A 3,469-nucleotide genomic window follows, 5' to 3' on the forward strand; every position below is an offset into this window, starting at 1 on the left:
TGTCTTGCATATCAGGAGCTGCTCATCATCAGAGACCACCCTGCCATCCCACCTGTACACCGATCGTACCGGGGTGATATTCACGCAGGCAGCAAGCCGCTCTTCAATAACTCTCTTCGCAATCTCTTCTGCTTCGCCCGGAGGAGCTGTACAGAGTATCAGTACAATATCAGTATGATCCATCTCCAATCATACCAAAAAGGACTGGTGATGTAAAAAAGGATTTGGAACTATCACTCACTCGCAGGAATGGCAGTCGCCGCAGCCTGCACATGCCACGTCACCCCACGGGGGGAGCCCCTGCCTTTCCCGGTAGTTGTTTATCGCCGCGTGGATCGCCTCCTCGGCAAGTACCGAGCAGTGGAGTTTCTGGGGGGGCAGTCCTTCGAGTGCCTCTGCAACCGCTTTATTTGAGACTTCCCAGGCTTCTTCGAGCGTCTTTCCGATGATCATCTCGGTTGCCATCGAGGAGGAGGCAACCGCCGCCCCGCACCCGAAGGTCTGGAATGCTGCATCCTCGATTCGATCCTCATGGATCTTCAGAAAGATCCGCATGATATCCCCGCATTTCTGGTTCCCGACCTCACCGATCCCATCGGCATCCGGGATCTCCCGCTGGTTCCGCGGGTTCATGAAATGATCCATTACCTTCTCTGAGTACATCTCTCTTCACCTGCTCCTGAGTTCTTTTGGTGTTAATGGCGACATATCCCGGAGCCGCTGCACCACCTTCGGCACAGTCTCCAGTACATAGTCGATCTCCTCTTCTGTCGTCTCCTCCCCGAGTGTCAGCCTGAGCGATCCATGGGCAACCTCATGGGGGATGCCGCAGGCAAGGAGGACATGCGAGGGATCAAGGGAGGCGGATGTGCAGGCGCTTCCGGTCGATGCGGCGATCCCATGTGCATTCAGGAGAAGGAGTATCGATTCCCCTTCGATATACTCGAAGATGTAATTGACGTTATTTGGGAGCCGCTCTTTGGGATGGCCATTCAACCGGCTCGCCGGGATTGCACCAAGCCCGGCAACAAGCCTCTCTCTCAGCCTGATAATCCGCTCAGTCTTCTCAGGCATCAGGGCAACCGCACGCTCTATTGCCACCCCGAGCCCGACGATTGCAGGGACATTCTCGGTCCCTGCCCGCCGCCGCTTCTCCTGTGCCCCGCCATGCATGAACGGAGCAATCCGGGTGCCCTTCCTGATATAGAGTGCACCGATGCCCTTTGGCCCGCTGAACTTGTGGGATGAGAGGGAGAGGAGATCGACATTCAGGGCATTCACATCGACTGGGATCTGCCCGACTGCCTGGACCGCATCGGTATGGAAGACGATCTTCTTCGATCTCGCAACCTCACCGATCTCAGCAACCGGCTGGATCGTCCCGATCTCGTTATTTGCGAGCATGATCGTGATCAGGATCGTATCGTCCCGGATTGCAGCTTCGACATCTGCAACCCTCACCCGGCCGAACTCGTCAACCGGGAGGTAGGTCACCTCGTATCCTTCCTTTTCAAGTGCCTCGCAGGTATGCAGGACTGCGTGGTGCTCGATTGCGGATGTGATGATATGCCGCCCTTTCTTTGCATGGGCTGTGGCAACCCCGCGAATCGCCCAGTTATCAGATTCGGTTCCGCCGGAGGTGAAGTAGATCTCATCCACTCCTGCCCCGATCGCCGCCGCAACCTTTTCCCGTGCCTCCTCTACAGCGGTGCGCGAGGCTGCTGCGATGTCATAGAGCGATGAAGGATTCCCAAAATAGTCAGAAAAGTACGGAAGCATCGCAGATACGACATCGGGGTGCGTCTTCGTCGTTGCAGCATTATCCAGGTAAATGAGGCGTTTTTCCATCTCCACTCTCCACATCAGAAGGTATCGTCATGGAATGGTATAACCATTTGTCAAGGGGAAGTATCCGGATTCTCAGTGATTCTTAAGTACCGTAAGATTGAACAGTACCCACAATGTACGCAGACAGACTTGACAACCTACCCCCCTATCTCTTTGCCCGTATAGATGAGATGAAAGAAGCAAAGATCCGCTCAGGTGTCGATGTCATCGATCTCGGCGTCGGCGACCCGGATCTCCCGACACCCCCGCATATTGTCGAGACGCTCTGCACTGCAGCACGTGATCCGGCAACCCATCACTACCCATCATACCTGGGTCTCTCCACCTACCGCGAAGCAGTTGCCACCTGGTATAAAAACCGGTTCGGTGTCACCGCAGATCCAAAATCCGAGATTATCACGTTGATTGGATCAAAAGAAGGAATCGCCCATGTGCCGGAGGCATTCGTCAACCCCGGCGATGTCGTCCTCGCAACCGATCCCGGGTACCCGGTATACAAGACCTCCACCCTCTTTGCAGAAGGGATCTGCCACCCCCTCCCCCTCACCGGGGAGAACAATTTCCTCCCTGATCTTGATGCCATTCCAAAGGATGTCCTGAAGAAGACGAAACTCCTCTTCTTCGGGTACCCGAACAACCCGACCGCAGCAGTTGCCCCGATGAAGTTCTTCGATGAGGTCGTTGAATTCGCACGGGAACACTCAATAGTTGCTGTCCATGACAATGCATACTCGGAGATCACCTTTGACGGATATGTCGCACCCTCATTCCTCCAGGCAGATGGTGCCTCAGAAGTCGGGATCGAGATGCACTCCCTCTCAAAGACCTATAACATGACCGGCTGGCGGCTCGGGATGGCTGTCGGAAACAAGGAGATCATTGCTGGCCTTGGCCGTGTCAAGACGAATATCGACTCCGGCGCATTTGATGCGGTACAGCTTGCCGGTGTTACAGCACTCACCGGCCCGCAGGACTGTGTTGCCGATGCATGCAGGATCTACCAGGAGCGGCGCGATGTCCTCGTCAAAGGTCTGGGAAGCCTGGGATATGATGTCTCTGCACCAAAAGCCACCTTCTATGTCTGGATGAAGGTCGATGACTCCATGAAGTTCTCAGCCCGCCTCCTTGACGAAGCAGGCATCGTCGCCACACCGGGTATCGGGTTTGGCGCAAACGGCGAAGGCTACGTGAGGTTTGCGATCACCCGGTCTGTTGAGCGGATTACAGAAGCAGTTTCACGGATGGAGGCGATGCACTGATGGCCATGCAGCTCCCCTCCCACCTCACCATACAGAACGGGCACCTGATGAGCGGCTCACACGATCTCGTCGATCTTGCAGGCCGGTTTGGAACCCCGCTCTATGTGACAAACGAAGATCAGATCCTTGCTAACTTCGAGCGGTACGAATCGGCGTTATCCGGCTGGTACCCGAATGTCCGCCTCCTCTTTGCAGCAAAGGCAAACGGGAACCTTGCTGTTCTCCGGGCGCTTGGACGGGCCGGTGCCGGTGCCGATGTCTTCTCCTCAGGCGAACTGATGCTCGCACTCCGTGCCGGGATGAAACCGGAGCGGCTCCTCTTCAATGGCAGTTCCAAGACAACAGACGATCTCAGGCTTGCT

General features: G+C 55.8%; 4 protein-coding genes and 1 pseudogene. 2 read left to right on the forward strand and 3 right to left on the reverse strand.

Features of this window, described 5'->3' with window-relative positions:
- The 3 genes from cutA to nifS form a co-directional block, all read right to left on the reverse strand.
- Nucleotides 1-183, reverse strand: a 183-nt coding sequence (cutA, locus tag QCH34_RS09140; RefSeq protein WP_300333148.1) for a divalent cation tolerance protein CutA, incomplete at its 3' end; no start/stop codon positions are given.
- A gap of 54 nt (nucleotides 184-237) precedes the next feature.
- Nucleotides 238-663: a Fe-S cluster assembly scaffold protein NifU gene (nifU, locus tag QCH34_RS09145; protein WP_300333151.1), complete on the reverse strand. Its 426-nt coding sequence runs from the start codon at nucleotides 661-663 to the stop codon at nucleotides 238-240.
- A gap of 6 nt (nucleotides 664-669) precedes the next feature.
- On the reverse strand, nucleotides 670-1,848 hold the full coding sequence (gene nifS / locus QCH34_RS09150) for a cysteine desulfurase NifS (RefSeq protein ID WP_300333153.1): 1,179 nt from the start codon (nucleotides 1,846-1,848) through the stop codon (nucleotides 670-672).
- A 113-nt stretch (nucleotides 1,849-1,961) separates the two neighbouring features.
- Here nifS and QCH34_RS09155 point away from each other — a divergent pair, with 113 nt between their 5' ends.
- On the forward strand, nucleotides 1,962-3,107 hold the full coding sequence (locus tag QCH34_RS09155) for an LL-diaminopimelate aminotransferase (protein WP_300333156.1): 1,146 nt from the start codon (nucleotides 1,962-1,964) through the stop codon (nucleotides 3,105-3,107).
- 5 nt (nucleotides 3,108-3,112) lie between these two features.
- Nucleotides 3,113-3,469: pseudogene (locus tag QCH34_RS09160) on the forward strand (diaminopimelate decarboxylase); the annotation flags it as partial.

Source organism: Methanocalculus sp., from assembly GCF_029762515.1.
GTDB lineage: Archaea > Halobacteriota > Methanomicrobia > Methanomicrobiales > Methanocorpusculaceae > Methanocalculus.

Excerpts from the sequence above, each read along its gene's own strand:
- nifU (WP_300333151.1), bottom strand. The coding sequence starts at position 663 with ATGTACTCAGAGAAGGTAATGGATCATTTCATGAACCCGCGGAACCAG.
- nifS (WP_300333153.1), bottom strand. The coding sequence starts at position 1,848 with ATGGAAAAACGCCTCATTTACCTGGATAATGCTGCAACGACGAAGACG.
- QCH34_RS09155 (WP_300333156.1), top strand. The coding sequence starts at position 1,962 with ATGTACGCAGACAGACTTGACAACCTACCCCCCTATCTCTTTGCCCGT.